5 protein-coding genes and 1 pseudogene (1 of these 6 only partly in view) are annotated in these 5,049 nt (G+C 63.2%); 3 read left to right on the top strand and 3 right to left on the bottom strand.

Going from position 1 to position 5,049, the window contains the following annotated elements:
• A pseudogene (locus EOC06_RS12280) lies at window positions 1-488 on the top strand (DEAD/DEAH box helicase); it begins 1,406 nt to the left of the window's first position.
• 121 nt (window positions 489-609) lie between these two features.
• On the opposite strand, the gene EOC06_RS12275 reads toward EOC06_RS12280, so the two are convergent.
• Window positions 610-2,025 carry a glycosyltransferase gene (locus tag EOC06_RS12275; protein WP_128307883.1) on the bottom strand — a complete coding sequence of 472 codons (1,416 nt, stop codon included), beginning with the start codon at window positions 2,023-2,025 and terminating at the stop codon, window positions 610-612.
• Window positions 2,026-2,164: 139 nt separating this feature from the next.
• Here EOC06_RS12275 and EOC06_RS12270 point away from each other — a divergent pair, with 139 nt between their 5' ends.
• Both EOC06_RS12270 and EOC06_RS12265 read left to right on the top strand, forming a co-directional pair.
• Entirely contained in the window at window positions 2,165-2,878 is a 714-nt protein-coding gene (locus tag EOC06_RS12270) for a DUF805 domain-containing protein (RefSeq protein WP_128307882.1), read from the top strand.
• Window positions 2,879-2,951: 73 nt separating this feature from the next.
• On the top strand, window positions 2,952-3,623 hold the full coding sequence (locus EOC06_RS12265; RefSeq protein WP_128307881.1) for a DUF805 domain-containing protein: 672 nt from the start codon (window positions 2,952-2,954) through the stop codon (window positions 3,621-3,623).
• Here EOC06_RS12265 and EOC06_RS12260 read toward each other — a convergent pair.
• The gene (locus EOC06_RS12260; RefSeq protein ID WP_128307880.1) at window positions 3,620-4,096 is read right to left on the bottom strand and encodes a GNAT family N-acetyltransferase; all 477 of its coding nucleotides are present in this window, start codon (window positions 4,094-4,096) and stop codon (window positions 3,620-3,622) included. The two genes, EOC06_RS12265 and EOC06_RS12260, sit on opposite strands and share 4 nt — an antisense overlap.
• Before the next feature lie 4 nt (window positions 4,097-4,100).
• Window positions 4,101-5,049, bottom strand: a 949-nt coding sequence (leuB, locus tag EOC06_RS12255; RefSeq protein ID WP_245469517.1) for a 3-isopropylmalate dehydrogenase, incomplete at its 5' end; no start/stop codon positions are given.

Raw genomic sequence — 5,049 nt, 5'->3', positions numbered from 1 at the left:
ACGATTTCGGTGACAGCGTCTGGTTCTCGCTGTCGATCGGGCGTCGGCAGAATGCCGAGCCACGTTGGCTGATCCCGATGCTGTGCCGCACCGGCAGCATCTCGAAGCGCGAGATCGGCGCCATCAAGATGCAGCCGGAAGAGACCTACGTGCAGATATCAGCCGACTGGGCCGACCGCTTCCTGGCCGCGATCGGTCCCGACCGCAAGCTGCAAGGCAACATCCTGGTGAAGCGGCTCGACGGTACGCCCGATCTTTCACGCGCCGGCTATCAGCCGCCAAGCCCCGACAAGAAGCCGCATCGCGGCAAGGCGCCGTTCGACCCCAACGCGCCGAAGCGCAAATTCGAAAAACGTGCACCGGCAGCAGTCGATCAGCGCCCGGCCGCCCCGCATGATGCAAAGCCATGGGCGAAGAAGCCGGGCAAGCCGAAATTCGACACCACCGGCGCGCCCAAGCACAAGAAGGCGAAGAAGCGGCCCGCCTAGAGCATTTCACCGTTTCACGGAAACGGCGATCTGCTCTAACTCTTTGTTTTGACGCAATTCCCAAGGGAAAACGCTATGCGTTTTCCCGGGAAAACCGCTTCACATTTTTCCTAGAATTGCTCTAGGACTTTGGCCGGAGGGACGCGCTTGCCTGCAGGCCAGCCTTGATGGCCGCCCAGCTGGCCGATGCCGGCGTCGGGCGATGCTGCTTTGCGATGCGTTCCGTCAGCGACGAGCGCCAGCCAGAATCCTCCGCCATCCTGCGGATCGCAGCGTACCAGCCGGCCTGGTCATTGGAATCGATCGCCGGCATCAGCCCGCCGCTCGCCTCGATCAGCGACGGCGCGGTCGAGACGATGACGGGAATGCCGAAATCGAGACATTCCGAGGCGCCATAGCCCCAGCCCTCGATATGCGAGGGAAAGACGCCGAAGGAAGCGCTGCGATAATATCGGATGAGCTCCGCATCGCTGATCGCTCCGGTGAACGTAACCCGCTCGAGCAGTCTCGGATGAGCCTTAAGATAGGCGCGCAGCGGATCGATCATCCAGCCCCAGCGCCCGGCGCAGACGAGCCGCGGCAGCTTGACGTCCTCGTCGAGCGCCTGCTGCCATATCCGTGCCAGCAGGATGTGGTTCTTGCGCACTTCGATGGTCGAGCAATAGAGCACGAACGGCTCGTCGGCCTCGATGCGCGAAGTCTGGCCGATGCGCGAAGCCGTCTCGTACAGGATGGACGGCATCGGAAACCGGTATACCACCGGCTGCGTGACGCCTGCCTGTTGCATATGATCGGTCAGCGTCGCACCAACTTCGTCGGATGCACAAAATGCCGGCGCGCCGGAACGCACGAGGTGCTCGAGATATGACCCGTAGCGAGCCTCGCCAGGGCTCATACCAACCATGTCGGGGCGCAGTGTCGGGATGAGATCGTGGCAAAGAAACGCAAGGCCACCGGCGCGCCCCGAGACGGCGGTTCGGTCGTCCCCGGTCAGAATGTGATGGCTGATCAGGACAAAGCCGCGTTCGGTCTCGTTCGGTTGGCTTGGAACCTGACGCGGGGCCGACTGGATCCGCGCCCGCTGGTACAGACGATAGGCCCTGATCAGCAGCCTCGTCGCCTGATAGGCAATCCCTTTGCGGCCATGGGTCACCGTCTTGGCGAGATGGCGGTCGGCGTCGCGCTTGCCCCATGGCTGCTGCCTCACCGCTTCGAGGGCCTGCGACATCGCCGTGCGTCTCCCAGGCCATCGTTTGAGGCGCCAGGGTGAAATCTCGCCCGTCGCGACATGGTCCTGCTCGAAAGGAGCGAGGGGGCGAAACCGGCCTTCCCACGGTCGGAACGCCACCACCTCCACGCTAGGGTCGGGATCGGCCAGGGCTGCGCTGACGAGAAAGCTTTCCACCCGTGGGATGCCGACAAGTCCCTGGCCGGACGGCCAGAACGTCAGGCCGGTGGCGTCGATGGCCAGCCTGGGAGGTCTTCTTTCCCCTCCATCTTCAATCACGGTTTTACTGTCAGGACTCTCGACTGTCATGTTCTGCTTCCGTCGAAGGCGGTTGCACTCGATGCCTTATGCTTCATTTGCCGCGAAGACGGTAGCCATGCTGGCCGTCTTGCCCATCGGCCCGGCCCTGTGCCACCTTCGGCCGGGACGTGGCGAGCGGGGGTGGCAAATGCGCGGCGAAGTACTTCACTATGACGAGATCCAGGGCTTCGGCTTCATATCCGGGGCCGACGGCAACCGTTACACCTTCACCCGCGAGAACCTGCGCCGGGAAACTGCTATGCGGAAGGGCGCGGCCGTCGAGTTCCAGCCGGGTGGCGGCCAGGCGCGCGACGTTTTTTCGATCGCCGCTCCGACTGCCACTGCGACCGCCGCCGACCCCGGCGTCAAGGCCGCACCGGCCCAGGCCAGCGTTCCGTCCGCAGTGGTCCCGCCCGCTGCGCAGCATTTCGGTCGATCTTCCGAGATAGCCGAGCCCGGCGATCTCTGGGGCTATTTCTGGCGCGGCGTGACGCAGAACTATTTCAATTTCGCCGGACGCGCCCGCCGCAAGGAATATTGGGGCTACTGCCTGTTCTGGACGGTTTGCCTGCTGATCATCGGCGGCATCGGCCTGTACACCGATATGGATATGGGCGGTTTCGACAGTGATATTTCGGGCGCGATAACGGTCGGGTTGTGCGGCACGTTCCTGCTGGCGACAATTCTTCCCAGCCTCGGCATGATCGTGCGCCGGCTGCACGACATCGGCCTGTCGGGCTGGCTCTGCCTGCTGATCCTGATCCCGACCATCGGCAGCCTGATCATCCTGGTCTTCGCACTGATCCCGACACAAGCCAGGGAAAACCAGTGGGGGCCGGTGCCTGCGGGCGTCAGAATATAGTTTGCGTGCATATTGCAATCGTACCCAACCCTGGGTAGCATCCGCCATCGCTAGCGTGAATGGGGGGCTGGTTATGCGCGGTGCGGTGCTTCACTACGACCAGGATCAGGATTACGGATACATCAACGGTATCGACGGCAAGCGCTATATCTTCACCCATAACGATCTGAATCAGGGGGTGACCCTCGCCAGGGGCGCCCTTGTCGAGTTTCAACCGGATGACGGTACGGCGCACGATATAGTCGCCGTCACACCGACAGCGCCATCGCCAAGCACGGGCCAGCCTCGGCAGCCACGCCGTTCGGCCGAGAGCAGGCCCGCCTATTCCACGGGTCTGTGGGCTTACTTCTGGCGCGCGATAATTGCAGACTATAGCAATTTCAAAGGTCGCGCCCGCCGCAAGGAATTCTGGGCCTTCTGGCTATTCTACACCCTCGGGATATTGGCGCTTCTAGGCTTCGGAATACTCGTTGACCTGGCGTTCAATGGCTTCAAAACCAATGCGGACAGGACGCCGATGAGGGCCATAGGGCTCATACCCTTGCTGGTTTTCTTTTCGGGATTGATCCTGCCGTCGATTGCCCTCGTCGTGCGGCGTGTGCATGACGCGGGTCTGAGCGGCTGGTTTGCACTGCTGGGCTTCATCACTCCCATTGGCAGCATTGCCTTGCTGGTCTTCGGACTTCTGCCGTCCCAGGTGGGCGAAAACCCTTGGGGACCAGTGCCGGCAGGCGTCAGGAGCTAGCCGCTTTTCAGCGCCTCGCCCGAAAGCCTGAGAAAGACCTTCTGGCCATGGCGTTCGGCGCCAAGCCGGTCGTAGAAGCGCAGTGCGCCCTCGTTCCAGTCCTCGCTGGTCAGGTCGATCCGACCGATGCCTTCGCGCAGGCAATGATCGGCGAGAAAGCCGATCAGCGCCCGGCCGACGCCGGCGTTGCGAACCTTCTCGCACACGAACAGATCCTTGAGGAACAGCAGCCGCTCAAGATCGATGCCGGGATGCGCGATCGCCACCGACGCCAGGCCGCCGACCTCGCCGTCGACGAAGGCGAGCGCGAAATGCGGATAGGCCGGGCTTTCCTCGCCAAGCCATTTTCGTGCGGCAGACAGGGCCCGGTCGGCATCGAGAGGCGGCTGCCGGTAGTGAACAGCCATCTCGCACAGCATGGCCGCGAGTGCCGCGGCGTCCTCGATCGTCGCCCAGCGGACGTCGACCGTCACGGTATCAGCCCAGGAATTTGGCGATGATCGCGTCGCCCATCTGAACCGTACCGACCTCGGTCATGCCATCGGACATGATGTCTTTCGTCCGCAGGCCCGCGTCGAGCACGGCGGCGATCGCGCTTTCGACGCGGTCGGCTTCCTCGACCATGCCGAAGGAATAGCGCAGGCACATGGCGAAGGACGCGATCATGGCGATCGGGTTGGCGATGCCCTTGCCGGCAATGTCGGGCGCCGAGCCGTGCACCGGTTCGTAGAGCGCCTTGCGCTTCTTGGTCTTCACATCAGGCGCGCCGAGCGAGGCCGACGGCAGCATGCCGATCGAGCCGGTCAGCATGGCGGCGATGTCGGACAGCATGTCGCCGAACAGATTGTCGGTGACAATGACGTCGAACTGTTTTGGCCAGCGCACCAGCTGCATGCCGCCGGCATCGGCCAGCATGTGGTCGAGCTTGACGTCGGAATAGCGCGCCTTGTGGGTCTGGGTGACGACCTCGTTCCACAGCACGCCCGACTTCATCACATTGCGCTTTTCCATCGAGGTGACGTGGTTCTTGCGGGTCCGTGCCAGTTCGAAAGCGACGCCCGAAATGCGCTCGATCTCGAACGTGTCGTAGACCTGCGTGTCGATGCCGCGCTTCTGGCCGTTGCCGAGATCGATGATCTGCTTGGGCTCGCCGAAATAGACGCCGCCGGTCAGCTCGCGCACGATCAATATGTCGAGGCCTTCGACCACTTCCTGCTTGAGCGAGGAGGACGCCGCCAGCGCCGGATAGCAGATGGCCGGGCGCAGGTTGGCAAACAGCTCCATGTCCTTGCGCAGGCGCAGCAGGCCGGCCTCAGGGCGCACCTCGTAGGGCACCGCATCCCATTTGGGACCGCCGACGGCGCCGAACAGCACTGCGTCGGCCGCCATCGCCTTTTCCATGTCGGCATCGGAGATCGCCGCGCCA

It is taken from the genome of Mesorhizobium sp. M7A.F.Ca.MR.362.00.0.0 (genome assembly GCF_004023175.1).
Lineage (GTDB): Bacteria > Pseudomonadota > Alphaproteobacteria > Rhizobiales > Rhizobiaceae > Mesorhizobium.
Note: the sequence above shows the minus strand (reverse complement) of the source record. Positions and strands in the feature narration are given on the sequence as shown.